This is a genomic window from Chitinophaga polysaccharea (assembly GCF_902150045.1).
In the GTDB taxonomy this organism is placed as follows: domain Bacteria; phylum Bacteroidota; class Bacteroidia; order Chitinophagales; family Chitinophagaceae; genus Chitinophaga; species Chitinophaga polysaccharea_A.
In genome coordinates, this window is record NZ_CABFVU010000001.1 from 2,189,565 (window position 1) to 2,210,729 (window position 21,165).

The following is a 21,165-nucleotide window of genomic DNA, read 5'->3' on the forward strand; positions in this document are numbered from 1 at the left end:
TCTATCAATGGCATTGTTTTTAAAAGTTTCGAACTCACTGAACAGTTTATCATCCGGGCTGGCGCAAAACCTCCGCGATGCAGGCAACAGTGTGTTCCAGCCACATTATATCATTACCCAAACGGAAGGGATGAACAACTGGCTGAAACTTCAGCTGGCAGATCATCTTGGCATTGCAGCGAATTGCCGCTTCATGAAGCCCAACGACCTGCTGTACCAGTTGTACGTAATCCTGGGCGGACCACATTCAGAAGTGCTCTCACCCCAAAACCTCAGCTGGCTGGTATTTAAACTACTCGGCCAGGAAGAGTTCATTGCCAAATACCCGAAAGTTGCTGCTTACTACACTGCAGCCGAAACAGAAAGCGATCTGAAACGAATGGCCCTCGCAGAAAAAGTAGCCGACCTGTTCGACCAGTATCAGGTGTATCGCCCGGAAATGATCCAGGCATGGACCTTCACCGATACCCCCGAACTGGCCACCGCCGGGTGGCAGCACTGGCTATGGGTAAAAGTAAAACAACTTTCCGGCGGCGCCCTTCCGGATAAAACCATCGTAGGAAATTTTATTCTCGATGCCCTGCACAGCAACAGCCAGAAATCAGGACTGGCAGCCCGTATGCCGGTGGTACACCTGTTCGGCCTGTCTATCATCACCGCCTACCACGTGAAGATCCTGCATGAACTATCGTCTTTTATAGACGTATATTTTCATATCATTAACCCATCGCCCGTAGTGTTCTGGTTCGACGACCGGAACGAAAAACAGATAGCCCGCTGGCGCCAGAAAGGCTTAAAAGATATACAGGACGCTAAAGCCGGCAACGCCCTGCTCACAGGCTGGGGACGGGTTATCCAAGACAGCTTTGGCCTCTTCTTCGCATACGATGCATTTATCAACGCCTACGAGGAAATTGATACCGTGGAGCCCGAACCGGATAACCTGCTCCATAAAATACAATACGATATTTTCAACGCGGCAGCCACCACTGCCGACAGGCAGCCCATCACCCTGCATGATGTGCGCGACGGCTCCATCACCATCAATGCCTGCTATACCATCGCCCGTGAAGTAGAAGTGCTTTACAACTACCTCGTACACCTGGTAGCGCAACGGAAAGAAGCTTTATCCCCCCGCGACATCGTGGTAATGGTAAGCGATATAGACGCCTATGCCCCCTATATCAAAGCCGTGTTCAACAATGCGCCTTATACCTTCCGGTATACGATTGCGGATGAAAGCTATACGGATAACGACAATCTCTTTAATGCCCTCCACGCCATCCTCACCATGAACGAGGAGAATTTCACATCGGAAGCGGTGATGCAGCTGCTCGACTTTTCCTATATCCGCAAACGCTTTAACCTCAACGACCCGGTGCTTATCCGCCGCATCATTGAAGCTGCCAATATCCGCTTTGGTATTAACGGCAACAAAAAAGAGGAAACCCATTTTGTGAGCTGGCAATACGGTATCCAACGTATCATGTTTGGTATCTGTATGAGTGGGGAAGAAGAATACGGCCAGGGGGAAGACAGCTTTTTCCCGCTGGATATTACCGAATGCAGCGATGCACATGATGTGATCCGCTTCTGTCATTTTGCAGAAGTACTTATGTCTTCTATCGCAGACAGGCGGCGCCCACGCAGCATTGTGGAATGGGTAGCCTATACCGAAAGGGTATTGCATAATATGGTGTACGAGCCGGTAGACGATATTGATGAAGACTATAATACGCTCGTAAAGCAACTCACTGCTTATAATGCGCTGAATGAATTCATGAGCGAAAAAGTAACTTTCGAAGTGTTCAGCCACAGCTTCCTGGACACGCTTACCGGCAGCACCCGCGCGGGATTATTTGTAAATGGGGGCGTTACCTTCAGCTCCCTCATACCCATGCGCAGTATCCCTTTCAAAGTAGTAGCGCTCATGGGCCTCAATTACAATAAATTTCCACGACGGGAGAATAAGTCGAGCTTCAACCTCATGGAAAAAGACCGGCAGAAAGGCGACCGTAATGTAAAAGAAAACGATAAGCACCTGTTCCTCGAAACCCTGCTCTCCGCAAGGGAATACCTGTACATCAGCTATATCGGGAAAGATGCGAAAGACAACACTGATCTTCCGCCATCGGTACTGGTAGATGAACTGGTAGATTATATTGAAGCTGGTACAAATACACCGGAAGCCGTGCGCAGCGAACTGATCACCTTGCAGCCACTGCAAAGCTTCAGCAGGAAATATGCAGGTTCAGATCAGCGTCTTTTTTCCTACCTGGGCAATAAGGAAACCGGCCCAAAAAATTATCTCAACGAAAATAAAACTGTTACTCCCTTAACCTTCGAAGAAATTACCCTGGAAGAACTGATCAGTTTTTTTAAAAATCCTTTCCGGGCCTATTACAACAAGGTACTCGGTATCCGCTATAACGACAACCAGCTGCTGCTCAGCGAAACGGAAATCTTTAACCTGAATAAGCTGCAGCAATGGTCGGTGAAAAACGAACTGCTGCCGGCAACAGGCGATAAAAAGAATACGCTGCAAACTACCCTGGTAAAAAAAGGGAAACTGCCGCTCCGTAATATGGCTACCGTTGCCATCCATAAAATGGAAGAAATGGTAATGCCGGTGCGCAGCTTGTATGAAGCAGTTACCAAAGGCGCTGAAGAAAAGCGGATCACAATTGAGTTAATGACAGATGACAGCCTGCTGAAGGGGAACCTACGGGTGTTTGACCAAACCCTGGTACAGGTATCATGGTCGAAGAAAGAGAGCAAATACCTGGTAGAAGCTTATCTCCGCTACCTGGCCGGGAAAGCGGCGGGGGTAGTAACGGACCTCTGTTTTATTTCAGGCACCAAAAAAGAAGACGCCTTCCAGGCCGCTCCGCTAACGCAGGAAGAAGCATTAAAGCGCTTAACGGAAATTGTAAAAGTGTATAAAAAAGGCTTCAGCAAAATAATATCCTTTTACCCTGATCTTGAGATTACGGAAAAAGATTGGCTGAATATGGATCTGAAGAAATTCAGGGATAAGATATCGGGGATGATAGACCGGCAGGAATCGCCGGATCCTTACCTTGTACAGGTATATGAACAGGGATTTTTTGAGAAAGAAGAAGCGCTGAGCAGCTACCTCGATATTTATGAATTGCTGATACAGCCGCTAACTATCCTGTTACAGGCCTATTTTGAAACACCAGACAAAGAGAAATGATCGATAGCATTACATATAAACAGTTTGATGCGGGTACTGTTCCGCTGGAAGGCAGCAACCTCATTGAGGCCAGCGCCGGTACCGGCAAAACGTACTCTATCGCCATACTGGTATTACGGCTGATACTGGAGCAGAAGCTATCTGTCAAAGAAATCCTGATGGTCACCTTTACCCGTGCTGCCGTGGCTGAACTGGAAGAAAGGATCCGGCTGTTTATACGCCAGGCCTATAAAGTAAGCCGGGGGCAGGAGATCAGCGATCAAAAGATCATGGACCTGGTTTTCAGCGTTATCGACTTTGATGATCCCCGCCCTGTACAGCAACTGCTGCGCGATGCCATCCTACTGCTGGATGAAACATCTGTGCTCACCATCCACGGCTTCTGCCAGCAAACTCTGAATGAATATGCCTTTGAAACCAACCAGCTGTTTGGCGCCACCATGGTGCCCGACCTTACGCCGGTTATTGAAAATGAGCTGAATAAATTCTGGCGCAGGAATATAACCACCCTTCATCCCGACCTTCTGGAACAGATCTGGAACGAAGATATGAAAACCGAACTGTTGAATGTGATCAAAGAACATCTCAGCGGGAAGAAGTTTTTTGGTTATACAGATGATATACCGGATGAGATCAATGAAGCCCTGCAGGCGCAATGGATCGAAGAACTGCAGCAACTAAAGGCAAAAGAACAGGAAGCCACTGAAAAACTATATACCGGTATAACAGCTAACAGCGCACATTGGGTAGCCGCCTGCACTGCCAACCGGTACACCAAAAGCGAATGGCCGGACCTGGTAGCTGAGCCGGAAGAACTGGTTAAAAAAATAAAGGCCAAACGGGAGAAAGCAAAGTTCATCAATGCTGTTTTTCCTGAAATTCTGGAAGAAATAGACAAAATAGAGGCGTTAACCCAACAACTGGAAGAACATCAGCAACTCATCCGCCGGCAGGTTTACTATGTTGCCATCAAGGAAATCAGTGAACAGGTGCGCGCTTTCAAGGAGCGCAGCAACATGCTGGGTTATGATGATCTTATCAACAACCTGCATACTGCTTTGGTGAAAAATAATAATGAAGAGCTGATTGCTTCTTTACAAAATAAATACAAAGCGGTATTTGTGGATGAGTTCCAGGACACTGATAAGGAACAGTTCGAAATATTTGACCGGGCCTTTGGCCAGAACACCATCCTGTTCTATATTGGCGACCCCAAGCAAAGTATTTACGCCTGGCGCAAAGCAGATATATTCACCTATTTCAACGCCCGCAATGGCGTACAGCATGTGTACGACATGAATCAGAACTTCCGCTCATCGGAAAATATGATCCGTGCCATGAACGTGTTCTTTGAGCCAACACCCGGCTTTCCCACTTTTGATTTTACCGGGCAGGGCGACAGCATAGATTATATCCAGGTGCATAGTCCGCAGGATAACAGGAAAGGCTATCTCTATAAAGGCAATACGCCCGATGTACCCATTGAGGTAATGGCCTGCGATAAAAAAGAATCCATCTGTAACAGCGTGGCCGCACAAATTGCACAGCTGCTGCTGGATAAGGATTACCGCATTGAAAACAAAGAAGGCTCCCGCTCCATTATTCCGTCGGACATTGGTATACTGGTGCGCACCGGGCAGGAGGGCAGGGACATCAAGCATGCACTGGCTAAACTTGGCATCCCTGCTGTTACTATAGATGAAGCCAAAGTGCTCCGGTCTGCCGAGGCGCAGCAACTGCTGCACTTATTGGAAGCCATGGAGGCGCCGGACCGGTCAACTATCAACCGGGCATTGCTGGGATCATTCACCGGCTACAACAGCAACACCATTCTTCAGCTGGACGATGAGATAATGCTGGAGCTGTTTGGCAAATACCGCACCCTGTGGCAGCGCGATGGAGCCTATACCGCGCTTATGGAATTCATTGCGGACTTCAATGTACGCCAGGTACTGCTGGATGGCCATACTGAAAACGGGGAACGTATTATTACCAACCTGTACCAGTTATCCGAACTGGTGCACCAGGTACAGAGCCGTAAAAACCTTTCCATGCGGGATCTTATCTCCTGGCTCAAACGCGGCATTGATGGTATGAACACCGACGGTGACGAATATGCCCAACGCGTGGAAAGCGATGAAGACGCCGTGAATATAGTAACCATCCATAAAAGTAAAGGACTGGAATATAAAATAGTGATGGCTCCTTTCCTGGATTTTGTGGAGAAGCAAAAAATTGATTTTGTCAGCTTCCGCGATCCTGTCACCGGCGATTACCTGGGCACACAAAAGGCGTTGCTTACAGAAGAACAGCTAAAAGCCTACCAGCAGCAACAGGAGCAGGAAAACCGTCGATTGATTTATGTAGCCATTACCCGTGCTGTGTATAAATGTTACCTGTTTAAAAACTGCCATCATTCTTTCAAGGATTCGTCGCTGTCTGTTTTCCTGAAGGCGCTGGCTGCAGCGCCGCCGGATGCCTCGCTGATACAGCTACAGGGCGTCCTACCGGAAGCGTCTGCAGAAAACTACCTGCAACAGCTTAACAAAGGCCAGCTGGCCGTGAGCAGGGCGCCGGTATCTTTTCATTTGCAGGAGCAAAACTGGCGGAAAATGAGCTATACCATGCTGGCTGCCAAACCGGAACACCAACCACGGTTACGTTCCCTACAGCAAACCGACCCTTATGATAATTTTATATTCAATACGCTGCGCCGCGGCGCCAAAACGGGTAACCTGCTGCACTTCATCTTTGAAAGTATTAATTTCTCCGATAGCAGCAAGTGGGAGCACTGGCTGGAAGAAGCCATCCGGAAATTTGTGCCCGGGCAGCGGGAAATATACCTGGAACGGCTAAACGAAATGTTGCAACATGTAATGTACTCCACTATACATGTTGACGGCGTTAGTTTCCAACTGGCATCTGTAGGGCGGCAGCAACGGTTGGCAGAATTTGAGTTTGATTTCCCGGTGCCGGTCTTTAAGTCGAACCTGCTCAATAATCTGTCCGACGACCAGGTAAGTGTAAGCGTAAAACGGTTCTCTGAATACAGCAACCAGGAGCTGGAAGGCATCATGAACGGGAAAATAGACCTGTTCTTTGAGCACCAGGGGAAATATTATATCCTCGACTGGAAATCGAATTACCTGGGCAACAGTATGGCTGATTATGATGCGAACAGCCTGGCGGCAGCGATGAATGAAAACAATTACCATCTTCAGTATTTTATTTATACTGTAGCGGTAAAAAAATACCTGGAAAGCCGCATTCCTGGCTTTAATTATGAGAAACAGTTCGGGGGTGTTATCTACTGCTTTGTGCGCGGGGTGAGGAATGTAAGCGGGCAGGGGATCTTTACTACAAAGCCGGATCTTAAGAAGATCAGGTTACTGGAATCGTTGCTTACGAAATAAGGAAGTAGGCTGTTCAAAATTGAAGTGCTCCAAAAAGTTCGACACTTTTGGAGCACTTCAATTTTGAACAGCCTCTTTTATGTGAGCGCCTGGCTAGCCAGGCATTTAAGAAATATCCATTTCTTTTGATACACTTCTTCGTTTTATGGCTTTTTGAACATGCTTTCGTCTACCGGCACATTATTCTCCATTTTTGTAATGCTGATTTTCACTCCCACCGGTTCCTGCGAGATGCTGGAGCCATAGTTATAGCCATCTGCAGTTTTTGCAAAATTGCTGAGGTTAGTAACCAGGTCCATGTGCTGACCTTGGATTTCCAATGAATTGGCCATTCTCAGCACATTCCCGGTGGCCGGGTCTACAAAACACGTAGTGACGTTGCCGTTAGTGTAGGTTACTTTCACTTTCGCCAGCTTTACGCCATCTACAGTTTCAGGTTCCAGCAATTCCAGTTTATTACCTTTTTCATTGTAGCGGTAGAAATCACCGGTAAGGTCCAGCTGTTTGCCCATGGCCCTGATGGAGGCGCTGTCCATATCCTCCGGGGTGGTTTTACCCATCACGGGCATTTGTACCCAGCCGCCGGCACTTGTAAGCACCTGGATATTGGTAGTGCCCATCGCTTCAAATTCGAGGCGCATGGCTTTGTCTTGCAGCACCCATCTTTTGAAGGGAAAGTTCATTCCCTGCATTTCCATAGTGCCTTCGGCATACTGGCTTTTCAATGCTTTCAGCTTATCGGCGCCACCGAGCGCTGCAACGTTCTTATTCACGATATCTGCCAGGGACTGCGCCTGTGTGATGATGCCTGAAAATATTACGAGCAGCAGCAGTGTTATTCTTTTTGTGTGTATCATAACCGGTTGATATAGGTTTGTTTCACACAAATTAAATATCTCCCGGAACAAAAACAAAAGCAGTCATTAAAACAGCCAAACGCCATTCATCATAGCAATACCGCAGGTAGTTTCAAAGGAATTCACGTAATTATCGGGAGTTCTGTGCCACCACTGGCCCCACATAAGCCCGTTGGAGTTGCGGTAATTCCAGGCTTCAGCTGCGTTGTAGTTGAGCCAGGCGGCGTAAGTGCTTTGGTAGCTATGGTCTTTCACAAAGCGGCAGGCCCAACGTGCAAAAATGGCTTTGAAACCCTGGCAGTCGTCGGTGTCATATTCATCCGGCAGCAGCCCCTGCGCGTTGCACATGCTGATTTTCGTATAGTCCATGGCTTTAGCACCCATTGTCTTGTAATTATCTGAAGGATAGGAGTTGTGCAGCAGGCCGCAGGCGCCAATAAAAGTGCCCTGGGTGTAGGTACGGGGGCCCTCCGTAATAACGCCGGCAGCGTTCATAGCGCCTTTTACTTCGCCGGTGCCGGGTACGTATAATTTAGTCACCATCCAATCAACAATTTGTTTGGCTTTGGTTTTATAGGTGGCATCTCCGGTAGCCTGGTAGAGGTACATGGCACAAATAGCTGCCGGCGCGTTCACGCAGGCGTTCTTGGTATTGTTGGCGGTGGTCCACCAGAGGCCGCCGCCCAGGTTGGTATCCCAGGCCCGGTTCCATACCATGTCGAAGTTGTTTTTGGCCATGTCTTTCATGCCGCCGTCGTTGGTGATCTGGAAAGCGCGGATGCACATCAGTGCGCCCCATATCACATCATCGTTATAGATGTTGGAAGTCCAGAGCAGGCCATAGTTATCCCGCATTCCGTTGTACAGGTACACCATTTTGTTTTTAAGGTCTGTGTCGTTGTTGATGTTGTAAGCATCAATCAGTGTTTCGATGGCCTCTGCCTGTCGCCAGAAATCCATCCTGCCGGTGTGGTTTACATCTGAATAGTAATAGGCTTTAAAAGAGGGACCATAAGTGCCGTACTGATGATAAAATGCGTTGTTGTAGCATTGCATGGCCAGCAACGCTTCGGATTTCACCGGTTGTACGGAGTTAATTGTTACCAGGCCGGCTGTACCGGAAAGGGTGTTGTTTTCGGAAGATTTGATCATTTCCGGTTTCTTACAGCCGGTAGCAATCAATGCCAGAAGAAGCACTGCTATGCAGGTGCTGCGGAGGAGCGCTTTAGCGCAGGGAAGAGTTTTCATGTTTTCCAGTTTGTGGATTTTGTGGGTGTTGTGGAATAAACAGTTTACCTGGTGTGCTCAGCCAGTCGTATATAAAGCCGTCATAATTGCTACTGTGCGCTCATAACAGTGGAACCAGGTTTGGCGCAGGCGTTTTTACAGGAGGACAGGTATACTACCGGTAATTACTTACAACCGGTAAAAATATTTTTCAGGTACGGGAACGGTTGTACGAAAGGGCGGGTCCCGCAACAATAAGAGGTTATCATTCCACTTGCTTAAAGGGAATATTTTTTCCGGCGGAGAAAACTCTGCAGCAACAGGCGACTATAATTCTATCTGCCTAAAGGGAATATTTTTCCCCACAGTTGCAGCTTCACAGCAATAAGCTATTATAATTTCACCTGGCTGTTCACCAGTTGGATAATTTCTTCATGGATTTCCTGTATGGGGCGCATTTGCTGTGCATCATTATAGCAGGTGATCCTGTTAATGGTTGGATCTGCGGTTAACAAGGCATCATACTCCTTTTTTACAGCCAGCTGCAGGGAGAAATCCGCTTCGTGAATATCATCTTTCCCCTGCAGGTATTCCCGGTCCTCATTTGTGCGTCTTTTAGTAAGTGCGGACTCCGTGAAAGAAAAGGGAACATCCAGGTAAATAGAGAAATGGGGTTTAGGGATCTTATTATAGTTGTATTCAAATTCATTGATCCAGTTGCGCAGGTATTGTTTTTCTTCGTCTGACTGGAGTTTAGCGCACTGAAAAGCAATGTTTGAAAGCACGTATCTATCTACCAATACAAAATAACCATCATTCAGCCATTCATCGATAGTAGCAGCAAACTCTTTGCGGTCTTCAGCAAATAACAAGGCAACCAGTTGCGGGTGCACATTTTTCACGTCGCCAAATTCTCCGCGCAGGAATTTAGCAATGAGCTCACCAAACATTCCCTTATTGCTACGGGGGAAATGTATAAACCTGGTTTTCTCATTTTTCGACTCCAGGTATTGTGTCAGCAGTTCTATTTGTGTTGACTTACCCGCGCCGTCTAAACCTTCTACCGCTATAAATTTGCTGGCTTTATCCATTATGTTGTCTGAATTAAAGAGGGGAAATTAATAAAAATCCTCGTTGTTATGTTTTAAATGCAAAGAGCCTGCATTATTGCAGACCCTTTACCTTCATGGCGGCGAAGTTAGTGAAGTTTTTTTTAATAAAAACGGCTGCCCTCCACCGGTCTTTGTTATCATTCAATATTTGAAAACAACTTTTCCAAATCTGTCGCGGGCAAACAAATGAGCGATCAAAAAATCTGGCGACATCATTTTCAGTCACTTCGTCCGGCACAACATACTGGAACCGCTTAGCCTGATTACGCCTTCATGAGCTGCTGGTAAAAGTGAGCGGTGTTGATCATGCGGTGTTTGAATTATTTCCTGTGCACCCGGGATGTATGATATTGGGTGACGGCGTAGATAATATACTGGCAAATCACTATAAAAATAAAAAGGCGCTCAACCGATTATGTTAAGCGCCTTTTTATTTTTGCTCCCCCTGCTGGACTTGAACCAGCGACCCTCTGATTAACAGTCAGATGCTCTAACCAACTGAGCTAAGGAGGAATAGACCAATGTTCAGGAAGATGAACATCGGCGGCAAAGCTAGTTAAAATTTTATTAAACGTGCAGATTATATTGATTTTTATTGTGTGATGTATAGCTTATCCATACAGGAATAGTGATACGCATACCGTGCAGAAAAATAGGGCCCGCAGTAAAAATGGAGTGGAGGTGGAGTGGAGGTGGACTTGATCTGCTTCCTCCCTGTGGGAAAGGGAATATCAATAAATAGAAACAAACAAATATGCCCAATTAAACGCCTTTGCAATGACTATCTGGCATTAATATGGTGTATATTTTACATATATAAAAATCACATTAAATTAATTAACTGCCACATTGTGAAAACGCGCAGGTTTACGCATTTGCATAGGTGTATATCTTTATAGATCCAGACCGACCTGGAATACTCCCGCCTGTAAATGAAAAATATAGAAGCCGAAAACCTGTTGCTGCGTCAACAGATGCATCCGCATTTCCTGTTTAATGCGTTGAATACATTGATAAAAACAACCCAGAAATGGGAGAGCATTACCTGATACAACTGGCTGAATTTTTCCGGGTAGCTATATCGCATAATAAACAATTTGCCGCCACACTGCAAGAAGAGCTTTCTGTTTGCAAAAACTACCTGGAAATGCAGCAAATAAGATTTGGTGCCGCTATGGATTGGGAGCTGGTGGTTGAAAACACGGAACAACTGAAAGGCCATATCAATGTTCCCATCATATTCTGTACCGCCTACAACGACTACGCCATAGAAGCATTTAAAGTAAATGGGATAGAATATATACTTAAACCCTTTAGTAAAGAATCCCTGGAGAAAGCGATCTCCAAATTTGAAAACCTGAAAAAATTATTGGCCGACGATATTGTACATCAATACGAAGCAGCCATGAAAGCACTTTCCACCTATCAGCTGAAAGACAACGGCACTCATATTAAATACCGTGACCGCTTTTTGCCGATCAGTTTTGATAAGATTGCCTTGTTTTATCTGGAGAATGAAATCAATCATCTGTATACTCACTCAGGCAAAATATATTCGATTCCCGAAAACCTGGAAGAACTTGAAAGACAGGTAAGCACCACTTTTTTCCGGGTGAACAGGCAATTCCTTGTTAACCGCAATGCTATCCGGGACGCAACAGAACACTTTCCCAGGAAACTTAAAGTGAACCTGAAATTTCCATTCAGCAAAGATATTATTGTAAGTAAAGAGAAAAAGAGCCCGTTGCTGGAATGGCTGGTGATTGCTAATGAATAACCGGGCGCCAACTTATCTCAGCCGGAAACAGCTGTCGCTTTACGGAGTATTTTTTATATTTTAAGCAGATGGAAATATTTCGGCAGACAGTACTTATGGCTCTTATACTACTGGCAATTCATCCGCTTACTTCCAACGGCCAGCAGTTTCCACAGGCAGAACAGTTAGCCACCGCATTAACAGAAGCGGCTGCAGCTATTCCCGCCGGGAATATTTATTTACAAACAGACCGTGGAGTGTATGAGCCGGGCGAAGACCTCTGGTTCAATGCACGCCTGCTGAATACGCAGCATTTCGTATGGTATACGCCCGATCAGACATTGTATGTGAAGCTAACAAAAGCCGGCAGCGACAGCACAATATGGCAGCAGCTTTACCCGGTTAGCAATGGCGCTTCCAGCGGTCATATATACCTGGATGGCAGCCTTACAGCTGGCGATTACTGGCTGAAAGCCTATTCCGCGCATTCCTTCACAGCAGGGCCTGCGCCATTTTATGCCTTACGCAAAGTGCACATCATTAAAGATTCCTATTCTCTGCCCCGTGCGTCCGGCAATATTTCCCTACAGCCGGAAACAAACGACCCTGTACAACTGCAAACATTTCCGGAAGGGGGTACATTCATCTCCGGGTTAAAAAATCACATTGCATTTAACGCAACAACCAGCAACGGTGCACCGGTACAAATTACCGGCACACTGCTTAAAGATGGAAAACCGTTACAACACATTGAAACCACCTACCTGGGAATGGGAAGTTTTGATCTTATTCCTCAACAGGGTGCCACATACACCATACAGGCAGGCGATAAGTTGATTCCCCTTCCCAAAGCTGCAGATACCGGCGTTGTGATGCATGTACAACCGGCAGGGCCCGACAGCATCTCTATTAAAATCACCGCCAGCCCTGGCATGGCCATGCAGAGGATCTATATCGGCAGCCAGATACGCGGACTAATGCAGGCAGCTGCCACCGCATTGCTCAAAGACAGCCTGCTGGTGCGGATCCCCGTGGGCGAAAGCCCCGGCGGCATTGCAGCCATTGCGCTATTTGACCAGCAACTGAAACCATTGGCAAAACGGCTGGTGTTTGTACACCCTGATAAAAAATTAAACATCCATCTTCAACTTCCAGAACAACATTACTTCACCCGGAAAAAAGTTTCCCTGGTGATTAAAACAACAAACGAAAAAGGTAATCCTGTTCCCGCAAGGCTTAGCCTGAAAGTATTTTACAATGCCTATGATAACAACGATGGTAAGCACATTGATGATCATTACCTGCTTACCAGCCAGCTGAAAACCAGGATCGATGATCCCGGATACTATTTTGATGAAAAAAATAAAGACCGGTTAGCCGCGCTGGACCTGTTACTGCTTACCCGGCAACAGAACAGTTACCTGTGGAGCGATCAGCGGCAAGCCAATCCTGATACAAGGCCCGTGATCACCGATAGTATTGCCGGTAATTTAAGTTTCCAGGGCAGGAGGAATAAGTCCCACTCATCTCCCAACCTGCTTTTTGTATTCAACGCAGAAGAAAAAAACAATACCTTGTTAAGCACGGACAGTGCCGGGCGTTTCTTCCTGGATCCCGCTATCCTGGCCTCCGGGAACCGGCTTTATATCAAATACCCGGGACAGAGCAAACAACCTTTCACAATGACCGTTACCGATCCGTTTGCCGCCATTGCCGTTGCAGAGAAAAACAAAACACCTTATTATCCCCCTGCTTTTAAAAGAATAAAAACCGCGGACACTGCTATTATTTTCAACCGGTTCAGTAAAACATTAGCCGGCGTGGAAATCTCCGCCAAAGGCGCCAAAACCGCCTGGCCCAAATACCTTGGTAAACTCGATAGCATTGCTAAACTTGAAGGCCCCGCAGATTATGTAGGCGCATGCGGACTTTTAAACTGCCCCGCCTGTGGGGGAGGGACCAAACCCGTGGAAGGAAAGAAATACAGCGCGTATATCGGGAACCGCAGGCAGGAAATTGTATCGCATCCGTTTGCCTTCACCGCTGATGAAATGAAAAAAGTAAAATATCACTACCCTACATTTACAGAGGAACAACTACTAAAAAAATTCAACCTCGCTGTAGCTGGTGGTTACTATATTTCTCCGCAGTTTGATCAGTCAAACAACGGTCCTGACTTTAGAAAAACCCTTGCCTGGATACCGGATATTACGACAGATGAAAATGGTGAGGCAACAGTCAGTTTTTACTGTTCGGATGTTTATGGGAGGTTCCAGGTAAGTGTAGAAGGAGTGAGCGAACAGGGGTTGATCGGGAAAGGGGTGGAGTATGTGGAGGTAGGGAGAGAAGGAGGACTAACTAATTAGCTTAATTAGGCAATAAGGTTCGATTTCCAAATTATTATAGTATTGAAAAGCAAAGGATACTGCGCTTTTGATGTAATTTTTTGATTTTTTTTCTTATTTTTACGTAAAAGCAAAGGATAATGCGCATTGTAGTCGTTGATTTGGGAAAAAAGATTCAACAACGCCGGGAATTACTTGGGTTGCTGCAGGCGCAATTGGCAGCCCTATCAGGTGTCAGCACACGCACGATCCAGTTAGTAGAGCAGGGCAAAGGTAATCCATCACTACAAACGCTGATCAGGTTAGCTGATCCTCTCGGATTGCGTATTGATCTGTTATTAAAGCAGCCGATAAATACTGAGCAATGAAAACAGTCCAGGTTTTTTATAATAACAAGTTAGCCGGGTATCTGTCTAAAGATGGAGACAAGTACCGTTTTGTATATGAGAAGCAATACCTGACTACTACTGATAGTCGCCCGATTAGTCTTACGCTACCCTTACAGGAAGCGCCTTATGAAAGTGACATACTTTTTCCGGCTTTTGTTAACCTGCTAAGTGAAGGATCTAATAAAGCTATGCAGGTCCGGTTGCTGAAAATTGATGAAAATGATTATTTCGGACTTTTGCTTGCCACCGCTGGTGGTGACCATATAGGTCCATTAACAATAAAAGAAGATCATGCCGCTGCCGGAAATTAATGTTTGCCCGTCAACGTTGCGGCCGGGATTCACTACATATAGCCCGTTGGCCGAGGTGAATCTCTTTGGAAGCCGCACCAGAAAGGTTTCACATATTTTGCCATTTGGGTCACCAGGAAGAAATACAGCGCTCACACGGGAGTACAACGAAAAACGTAAACATATCAGCATTAGCGGCGTGCAGGAAAAATACAGTTTACGTCAGAAAAAAAATGTCCTGGAATTAACGGACACACAAGGTACCCATATCCTGAAACCTATACCAAATGAGCGGTTAGAACGATTAGAAGATCTCCCCGCAAACGAGCATTTAAGTATGCAGATTGCCAAACAAATATTTGGTGTAAACACAGCTGAATGCGGTATAATTTTTTTTGACGATGGAGCTCCTGCCTATCTGACCAGGCGCTTTGATCATAAACCCGATGGTACAGGCAAATATCATTTAGAAGATTTCGCTGCCCTGATGGGCAAATCACCGGAGCGGGAAGGAGTGAATTTCAAGTATAATGCTTCATACCTGGATATTGCAAATCTGATCAAACAATACACAGTGGCAACCCCGGTAGTGCTTATGGAATTTTTCCAGCTGTTGATAGTTAACTACCTTATTGCTAACGGAGATGCCCATCTTAAAAACTTTTCGCTAATGGAAACCAGGCAGGGGGATTATATCCTTTCACCAGCCTATGATCTGTTATGCACCAAACTGCATCTTGATGATAATCACCTGGGGCTTCACGGTGGTTTATATGATAAAGATTATGATGAAGCAACCTATTATGATGTTGGAATGTATACCGGTGTATCTTTTATTGTGTTTGCTGAAAAGGCTGGCATTCCTGTCTCTCTGGCCCGGCAGGTAATTAACAAAATCATCAGCAAAACCCCTGAGGCCATTAAGTTGGTTCAACATAGCTTTTTAAGTGAAAATGCGAAAAACAAATATATTGAGATATTGGTTCAACGCAAACGGCTGCTGGCGTATGAAGCTGAGACGGGATTTAAAGGGTAATCATAGGATCAATTATCATACTCATAATCATATCTCTCCCATCATAAAATCATGAGGATAGATCTTATACCGATCATAAGTAAAGACTGATATTATTTATGAACTAGATTAAATAAATAAAGCCCGCGCTAAGCGCAGGCTTATGTTTCATTTGGATTCGTTTCCATTTCCTTTCGCTCACTGAATGAGACAATTACCTACCCAATTGCTGAATGATTTATTGGAGCAAAATAAGATAATCACAAAATATTCATCACAAACATTCCCTGATTTAACCTTAGCCTTAGTAACTCCGATGACCTATTTACATTTTACCGGTTTACACTGTGTTCTACATTTGGGGGCAAGACACCTCTTGGGTTTCGTTGGTTTTGCGAGATACTCCACATTGAAGGTTTCAGCATAGAGCTTCTTTGTTTTGATACCCATTTTGAAACCCAAATGACCTTATAGGCCACTCATCGGGTATCATCTTATAGTTTTGGAGTGAGCAAAAGTTTTAAAACCCTAATTGGGATCAAGTTGAAAAGTTGGGGGATGGGCATAAATTTTAGGCATAAAGTTTAGTCAATCTATAAAGAAAGAATTCTACATCCCGCACCCCTCGTAGTGCATTTCTAAAGGACTTTACTTTTGCATTGAATGATTCTGCCGCCGCATTGGTGGCTCTGTTGTTGAAGAAGTTGAGGATACCCAGATAGTGAGTTCTGATAGTCCTGGCAACGGTCTTGAAGGATAAAATCCCCGCTTCCTCCACGTCATTATACCACAATGCCAGCTTCTTAAATGCTTCTTCTTTACACTTACAATGTCTGTAAACCTCGCCCAGACGCAGGGATAGCTGATAGGATTTATGAATAAGAGGATAATGACTAAATAAAAGCTCGGCTCTCTGCTGCTGCTCTCTGGTCCATAATCGGGGATGTTTAAATAGTAAATATCTGCTTCTGGCCAGCAGTTGCTTGGTTGTGTCCCCATTGGGAAGTCTGGCAGGCTCCCACCTTACTGCATTTCGTTTTGCCTGCTCATATTCCAGATTCTCCTGTTCCAGGGCCTCCCAACGATGTTTTATTCTGATCTCCTGTACCGCTTCAAAAGCCAGGTGCTGCACATGGAAGCGATCTATTACCCGATGGGCGTTAGGAAAACAGGCTTTAACAGCGCTATTGAGACTACCAGACATGTCAATGGTAACTTCTTGTACCATCCTACGCAGGCGTTTAGGGATTTTAAATAGTATTTCTTTCAGAAATTCAGACTGAGTGCCCTTGATCATAGCCACTATTGAGCCTTTGCGCCCTTTGGCCAGCTTATTAGTGACAATTGTATACAGTTCTCCACTGGAAAAGGCTGTCTCGTCTATACTTAAAGCGGCACCAATGTTTTGTTCAAAAAGCATCCATTCAGTAGCATGTTCTTTCTGCTCCCAACTGGAAAAATCACTTAAATGATGTTTGTATTGTTGCCCGAGTTGTTTACCGTCAACATTGTAAAGATGGCCAAGTTGAACGGGGCTGATGGGGTGATTATCTAAGTAGTCCTTTTAAAAAATAACCGAATTCCAATGTCATTCGCGTTCCTTTTTTCACTATTTCCCAATCTCTTGTTACTGTTTCTCCGGTGGCTACAACCTCCCACCGACGCCGCTTTACATATAAAGTAACCTTCTTTCTGCGGATAGGAAAATCCTGAACAGCAACGGGAGGAAGAAAGTCTTTGGCGTGAAGTTTTTTATGCTGATGCTCAGCTGGAACAATATTCTTTTCTTCTAAATAAATACTTATTTCAGTCTCACTTTGACAAGCATCAGTTATCTCGAAATAATATAAAATCCCTTCTGGTAGCAGGGCCTCGATCAGAAGGCTAAAATTCTTATCCACGGCTATTAATCTTAATTGGGTGCAAAAAAACTATTTTTTTACATATCCCCCAACTTTTCAACTTGATCCTAAAACTGGATCAAGTTGATCCCCGTTATCCCTATATCTATTAACACAGAAAGAGCCTGGCAAATTGCCAGGCTCTTTCTTCGCTCCCCCTGCTGGACTTGAACCAGCGACCCTCTGATTAACAGTCAGATGCTCTAACCAACTGAGCTAAGGAGGAGTGTTTCCCGTATCGTTTGCGCGATTTGGGATTGCAAAAATAGGGAAATTTTCATTTTTGCAAAATCTTATTTCACTTTTCTAAAAATTTTTTTGAGCCTCTCCCCGAAAGCCGCCTCCAATAAGGCTTAGGGCAATCTCATTTTTTTACTGCCACCAGCTGCCTTTCTCCTAAAGCCCCCGCCCGCGTAGCCCTCCGGACAAAAGGCAGATCCAGTTTGCTCACATAAAAATGCGGGAACGACTGGATAACGGTACAGGTATATCCCTGCCGCTGTAGCGAAGCTACTGCATCAGGGGTGGTGAAAATGAGCCCTGATGCTGAATCCGGGCGAAGCACAGGGGCCTGCAAATAAAAATCGAATGCGTAGGAATTGGCCTGGTACAGCCCTATACTTTTACCCGGAAGATGCGTATTGGCATAAGCAGCGGCCGTACTTCCGCTCTGGTACTGCATCATATCGGGATATAAAATGGTATTCAGGTACAGGTTCAGCAAAATGCTGATGGAAATGGTACGGTAAAACACGGCCTGCCGGGTAGATTTATCCAGCCAGTAATGCAGCAACAGGTATAGCAGGAGCAGGGCTCCGGCCAGTAGCAGCCAGGCATAATGCATGGCTGGCTTGTATAAAAGATCGATCACCACGCCGGCAACAGCTACCAGGATAATGATGGTATACTGTGTAACCCGGAAGAATTTCAGCCCTTTTTCCGTGTGCAGCGATAAAATATACTGTGCGGTCAGAATCGCAAAAAACGGGAAAATGATGTTCAGGTAGTGCGGAAGCTGGAAACGGGAGAGCGAAAACAGCGCAAAAGTGGCCAGGGCTGCGCAAATGCAGTAATACTCCTTTTGTTGTTTCCATTTTTTCATAAAGATGATAACTGCCGCGTACAGCATTACTGACCAGGGAAGAAAAGCCCAGAGAAGGGTGTGAAAGAAGAAGAACGGATCGCCGGAGCCTTTGATAGGACCGGTGTTCATAAATCGGCCAAACTGGCTGTCCCAGAAGAAAAAGCGGATACCCGATACACCGCTGGCGCCAAATACAATTTTCTCCGGGTGCTGGTCAAACTGCCGGTACAAGGCATATAGTTCCGGGGTAATGAAAAGGGCAATTAATATGGCTGCTATTGCCCAGCGCCAGTGGAACAGTTCCTTCCAATTGCGCGTAAACAGCAAATGGCCGCCAATAGCGGCGCAAACAGGCACCAGCGCAAACATTCCCTTAGTCATGATGGCAAAGGCAGTAAAAAGGGCCCCAGGCAAAATGCGACGGCGATAAAAATGATATACCGCAGCAATGATCAACCCGGTGAGATAAGGTTCTGCACGCACATCGTTATTGGAAATCACAAGGTGTTCAGCAGTAAGCAGGATGCACGCTGCCCAACGGGCCACTTTTTCATCATACAAATGAAAGGCGAAGCGGTAGGTATACCAGGCCCCCATCAGTAAAAAAAGAATAGCGGGCAATTTATATGACCAGGTGTGAAAACCAAAAAGCCGGAAGCTAACTGCAGCCATCCAGAAGGGGAAATGAGGCTTGTCCAGCCAGTCGTGGCCATCAGCGTAGAGATTCCAATAGTCGTGTTTAATCACCATAGTTTTGGCGATACCGGCATACAGGGCGCCGTCGGGCTCCAGGATCGGCACAAACAGGGCACTGAATTGTAATAGTACCAGCATGGCAATAATGAGCAGCCATACTTGTTTCTCAGAAAGAACAAATGAGCGTGTAGCAGTTGTAGTCAGCATAACGAAAAGTTACAGGCATATACCGGTTACTTCAAATATGACGATCACACTTAACAAAAAGATAATTGCTTTACCAGAACCAGCCGCTTTTCTCCATGCCCAGCCAGGGCCCGTCTTCACGCTGTTCAATAGGGTATGTTTTCAGGTAATATCCTTCACCGCTGCTGTTATAGCCATTCTTAAGACTGAATTTATAACGGTGCAGGGGGCATACAATGTTACCAGCGGCATCTATTACACCGTCGGCCATAATACCCCCGGCATGGGGGCATTTAAATGCAAAAGCGAAAAGCTGCCCTTCATACAGGGTACAGCAGATCTTCTTTCCGTTTACCTCCAATACGCTGATCTCCTTCTCTGCAAAGGGTAAACGGCCTTCTTCCAGTTTATACCAGGAATATTCTTTGGCCATTAGTAGAAGAATTCTGTTTTGTAGGGGAAGCGGTCCCTGTACAATTGGGTTACCTTATCAAGGATCGTTTTACGCAATTCTTCGATATTCCTTTTTTCCAGCGCGGATATGAATACACAGTTTCCCTGTGTTTTTGTTTCCCACTGCTGTTTCAGGTTATCAAGGATGTCTTGTTTCACTTCCGGTTCCAGCCATTTATCAAAGGTGTTGGCTTCATACAGGTCCATCTTGTTAAAGATCATGATAGTGGGTTTCTCAAACGCTTTCAGTTCCTGCAGCGTGCGGTTCACCACTTCGATCTGTTCTTCATACTGCGGATGGGATACATCTACCACATGGATCAGGATATCGCTTTCACGCACCTCATCCAGCGTTGATTTGAAGCTTTCCACCAGGTGATGGGGGAGTTTACGGATAAAACCTACGGTATCGCTGAGCAGGAAAGGTGTTTGATCGAATACCACTTTGCGTGTGGTAGTATCCAATGTGGCAAACAGTTTGTTTTCCGCAAATACTTCACTCTTACTGAGCAGGTTCATGAGCGTGCTTTTGCCCACGTTGGTATAACCTACGAGCGCCACCCGGATAAATTCACCGCGTTCCTTACGCTGGGTAAGGGATTGCCGGTCTATATCCTCCAGCCGTTTACGCAGGAGCGCTATTTTATCTTTCACAATACGGCGGTCTGTTTCAATTTCCGTTTCACCCGGGCCCCTGCTGCCGATACCGCCCCCCTGTCTTTCCAGGTGGCTCCACATACCACGCAGTCGGGGTAAAATGTACTGGTACTGCGCCAGCTCTACCTGCACTCTGGCCTGGGCTGTGCGTGCGCGCCGTGCAAAAATATCCAGGATCAGGTCACTGCGGTCTATTACTTTAACCTTAAGCACCTTTTCAATATTAGCGATCTGAGAGCCCGTTAGCTCATCATCAAATATAACGAGTGATATATCCCTGCCTGCAATAAACTGCTGGATCTCTTCCAGCTTGCCTTTTCCTACAAAGGTGGCCCTGTCGGGATGGGCCAGCCGCTGGGTAAAGCGCTTAACAGTGGCAGCACCTGCGGTTTCCGCCAGGAACACCAGCTCATCCAGGAACTCATTTACCTGGCGCTCTGTCTGGTCTTTAGTGATAACGCCTACTATAACGGCTCTTTCCTCTTTTTGTACTACCTGTTTTTTCTCAATCAAGTTATTTCTGAATTTGGAGCAAATTTACAGAGAATTTAATCGCTAAGCCATTTC

Annotated in this window: 16 protein-coding genes and 2 tRNA genes; 8 read left to right on the forward strand and 10 right to left on the reverse strand. The window is 45.9% G+C overall.

What is annotated here, in order from left to right; all coding sequences use genetic code 11:
- Positions 1 to 7: 7 nt before the first annotated feature.
- Both recC and recB read left to right on the forward strand, forming a co-directional pair.
- Positions 8 to 3,217 carry an exodeoxyribonuclease V subunit gamma gene (recC, locus tag FN124_RS08865; protein ID WP_142684378.1) on the forward strand — a complete coding sequence of 1,070 codons (3,210 nt, stop codon included), beginning with the start codon at positions 8 to 10 and terminating at the stop codon, positions 3,215 to 3,217.
- On the forward strand, positions 3,214 to 6,630 hold the full coding sequence (recB, locus tag FN124_RS08870; RefSeq protein ID WP_142684379.1) for an exodeoxyribonuclease V subunit beta: 3,417 nt from the start codon (positions 3,214 to 3,216) through the stop codon (positions 6,628 to 6,630). The genes recC and recB overlap by 4 nt, the downstream gene beginning before the upstream one ends.
- A 143-nt stretch (positions 6,631 to 6,773) precedes the next feature.
- Here the strand turns inward: recB and FN124_RS08875 are convergent, their stop codons facing one another.
- The 4 genes from FN124_RS08875 to FN124_RS08890 all read right to left on the reverse strand — a co-directional run bounded on the left by FN124_RS08875 (position 6,774) and on the right by FN124_RS08890 (position 10,339).
- A complete protein-coding gene (locus tag FN124_RS08875; protein WP_142684380.1) occupies positions 6,774 to 7,487 on the reverse strand; it encodes a hypothetical protein in 714 nt (237 codons plus the stop codon).
- 66 nt (positions 7,488 to 7,553) lie between these two features.
- On the reverse strand, positions 7,554 to 8,735 hold the full coding sequence (locus FN124_RS08880; protein WP_142684381.1) for a glycoside hydrolase family 76 protein: 1,182 nt from the start codon (positions 8,733 to 8,735) through the stop codon (positions 7,554 to 7,556).
- 371 nt (positions 8,736 to 9,106) lie between these two features.
- Positions 9,107 to 9,805 carry a dTMP kinase gene (gene tmk, locus FN124_RS08885; protein WP_142684382.1) on the reverse strand — a complete coding sequence of 233 codons (699 nt, stop codon included), beginning with the start codon at positions 9,803 to 9,805 and terminating at the stop codon, positions 9,107 to 9,109.
- A gap of 460 nt (positions 9,806 to 10,265) precedes the next feature.
- Positions 10,266 to 10,339 (reverse strand) — tRNA-Asn (locus tag FN124_RS08890).
- A 419-nt stretch (positions 10,340 to 10,758) separates the two neighbouring features.
- Here FN124_RS08890 and FN124_RS31735 point away from each other — a divergent pair.
- The 6 genes from FN124_RS31735 to FN124_RS08920 all read left to right on the forward strand — a co-directional run bounded on the left by FN124_RS31735 (position 10,759) and on the right by FN124_RS08920 (position 15,642).
- Positions 10,759 to 10,875: a histidine kinase gene (locus FN124_RS31735; RefSeq protein WP_142684383.1), complete on the forward strand. Its 117-nt coding sequence runs from the start codon at positions 10,759 to 10,761 to the stop codon at positions 10,873 to 10,875.
- A complete protein-coding gene (locus FN124_RS31740; protein ID WP_376765846.1) occupies positions 10,836 to 11,603 on the forward strand; it encodes a LytTR family transcriptional regulator DNA-binding domain-containing protein in 768 nt (255 codons plus the stop codon). The genes FN124_RS31735 and FN124_RS31740 overlap by 40 nt, the downstream gene beginning before the upstream one ends.
- A 95-nt stretch (positions 11,604 to 11,698) precedes the next feature.
- Positions 11,699 to 13,948: a hypothetical protein gene (locus FN124_RS08905; RefSeq protein WP_142684385.1), complete on the forward strand. Its 2,250-nt coding sequence runs from the start codon at positions 11,699 to 11,701 to the stop codon at positions 13,946 to 13,948.
- 119 nt (positions 13,949 to 14,067) lie between these two features.
- On the forward strand, positions 14,068 to 14,295 hold the full coding sequence (relB, locus tag FN124_RS08910) for a type II toxin-antitoxin system RelB family anti-toxin (RefSeq protein WP_221887748.1): 228 nt from the start codon (positions 14,068 to 14,070) through the stop codon (positions 14,293 to 14,295).
- Positions 14,292 to 14,627 carry a HipA N-terminal domain-containing protein gene (locus tag FN124_RS08915; RefSeq protein ID WP_142684386.1) on the forward strand — a complete coding sequence of 112 codons (336 nt, stop codon included), beginning with the start codon at positions 14,292 to 14,294 and terminating at the stop codon, positions 14,625 to 14,627. The genes relB and FN124_RS08915 overlap by 4 nt, the downstream gene beginning before the upstream one ends.
- Entirely contained in the window at positions 14,608 to 15,642 is a 1,035-nt protein-coding gene (locus FN124_RS08920; RefSeq protein WP_142684387.1) for a type II toxin-antitoxin system HipA family toxin, read from the forward strand. The genes FN124_RS08915 and FN124_RS08920 overlap by 20 nt, the downstream gene beginning before the upstream one ends.
- Positions 15,643 to 16,192: 550 nt before the next feature.
- On the opposite strand, the gene FN124_RS08925 is transcribed toward FN124_RS08920, so the two are convergent.
- The 6 genes from FN124_RS08925 to hflX all read right to left on the reverse strand — a co-directional run bounded on the left by FN124_RS08925 (position 16,193) and on the right by hflX (position 21,111).
- The gene (locus tag FN124_RS08925) at positions 16,193 to 17,161 is read right to left on the reverse strand and encodes an ISAon1 family transposase (protein WP_142684000.1); all 969 of its coding nucleotides are present in this window, start codon (positions 17,159 to 17,161) and stop codon (positions 16,193 to 16,195) included.
- 7 nt (positions 17,162 to 17,168) lie between these two features.
- Complete coding sequence (locus FN124_RS08930) at positions 17,169 to 17,522, reverse strand: ISAon1 family transposase N-terminal region protein (RefSeq protein WP_260607324.1); 354 nt, start codon at positions 17,520 to 17,522, stop codon at positions 17,169 to 17,171.
- Between the two features lie 152 nt (positions 17,523 to 17,674).
- Positions 17,675 to 17,748 (reverse strand) — tRNA-Asn (locus FN124_RS08935).
- Positions 17,749 to 17,886: 138 nt separating this feature from the next.
- On the reverse strand, positions 17,887 to 19,509 hold the full coding sequence (locus FN124_RS08940; protein ID WP_260607373.1) for an ArnT family glycosyltransferase: 1,623 nt from the start codon (positions 19,507 to 19,509) through the stop codon (positions 17,887 to 17,889).
- 70 nt (positions 19,510 to 19,579) lie between these two features.
- Positions 19,580 to 19,921, reverse strand: a complete 342-nt coding sequence (locus FN124_RS08945) for a Rieske (2Fe-2S) protein (RefSeq protein ID WP_142684388.1) — start codon at positions 19,919 to 19,921, stop codon at positions 19,580 to 19,582.
- Complete coding sequence (gene hflX, locus FN124_RS08950) at positions 19,921 to 21,111, reverse strand: GTPase HflX (protein ID WP_142684389.1); 1,191 nt, start codon at positions 21,109 to 21,111, stop codon at positions 19,921 to 19,923. The genes FN124_RS08945 and hflX overlap by 1 nt, the downstream gene beginning before the upstream one ends.
- Between the last annotated feature and the right edge of the window lie 54 nt (positions 21,112 to 21,165).

Bases quoted from the DNA above. Each gene is read 5' to 3' on its own strand.
- FN124_RS08880 (WP_142684381.1), bottom strand. From the start codon at position 8,735: ATGAAAACTCTTCCCTGCGCTAAAGCGCTCCTCCGCAGCACCTGCATA.
- recC (WP_142684378.1), top strand. From the start codon at position 8: ATGGCATTGTTTTTAAAAGTTTCGAACTCACTGAACAGTTTATCATCC.
- FN124_RS08905 (WP_142684385.1), top strand. From the start codon at position 11,699: ATGGCTCTTATACTACTGGCAATTCATCCGCTTACTTCCAACGGCCAG.
- relB (WP_221887748.1), top strand. From the start codon at position 14,068: ATGCGCATTGTAGTCGTTGATTTGGGAAAAAAGATTCAACAACGCCGG.
- recB (WP_142684379.1), top strand. From the start codon at position 3,214: ATGATCGATAGCATTACATATAAACAGTTTGATGCGGGTACTGTTCCG.
- FN124_RS08915 (WP_142684386.1), top strand. From the start codon at position 14,292: ATGAAAACAGTCCAGGTTTTTTATAATAACAAGTTAGCCGGGTATCTG.
- FN124_RS08945 (WP_142684388.1), bottom strand. From the start codon at position 19,921: ATGGCCAAAGAATATTCCTGGTATAAACTGGAAGAAGGCCGTTTACCC.
- FN124_RS08875 (WP_142684380.1), bottom strand. From the start codon at position 7,487: ATGATACACACAAAAAGAATAACACTGCTGCTGCTCGTAATATTTTCA.
- FN124_RS31735 (WP_142684383.1), top strand. From the start codon at position 10,759: ATGAAAAATATAGAAGCCGAAAACCTGTTGCTGCGTCAACAGATGCAT.
- FN124_RS08940 (WP_260607373.1), bottom strand. From the start codon at position 19,509: ATGCTGACTACAACTGCTACACGCTCATTTGTTCTTTCTGAGAAACAA.
- FN124_RS08920 (WP_142684387.1), top strand. From the start codon at position 14,608: ATGCCGCTGCCGGAAATTAATGTTTGCCCGTCAACGTTGCGGCCGGGA.
- tmk (WP_142684382.1), bottom strand. From the start codon at position 9,805: ATGGATAAAGCCAGCAAATTTATAGCGGTAGAAGGTTTAGACGGCGCG.